Source organism: Prevotella sp. HMSC073D09 (genome assembly GCF_001814145.1).
Lineage (GTDB): Bacteria > Bacteroidota > Bacteroidia > Bacteroidales > Bacteroidaceae > Prevotella > Prevotella conceptionensis.
In genome coordinates this window covers 1-226 of sequence record NZ_KV815012.1, presented here as the reverse complement: position 1 = coordinate 226, position 226 = coordinate 1, and the positions used below count along the sequence as shown (strand labels likewise).

General features: G+C 46.9%; 1 protein-coding gene. It reads left to right on the top strand.

The annotated features are described in order from the left end of the window. Positions 1 to 226: energy transducer TonB (locus HMPREF2955_RS00515; protein WP_139145434.1), on the top strand; the 226-nt coding region annotated here is incomplete at both ends.

Below are 226 nucleotides of genomic sequence, written 5' to 3'. Positions count from 1 at the left end.
CCTCAATTCCCTGGCGGAGATAAGGCACTGATGGAGTTTTTAAAGAAAGAAGTGCGACAGCCTGATGAGGCAAAGGACGTTAAGGGCAAGGTTGTTATCGGCGTAATTGTGGAAACCAGCGGCGAACTAACGCATTTTAAAGTAGCCCGCAGCGTGCATCCTGCATTAGATAAAGAGGCATTAAGAGTTGCCAAAATGATGCCCAAATGGATTCCAGGCAGCATTT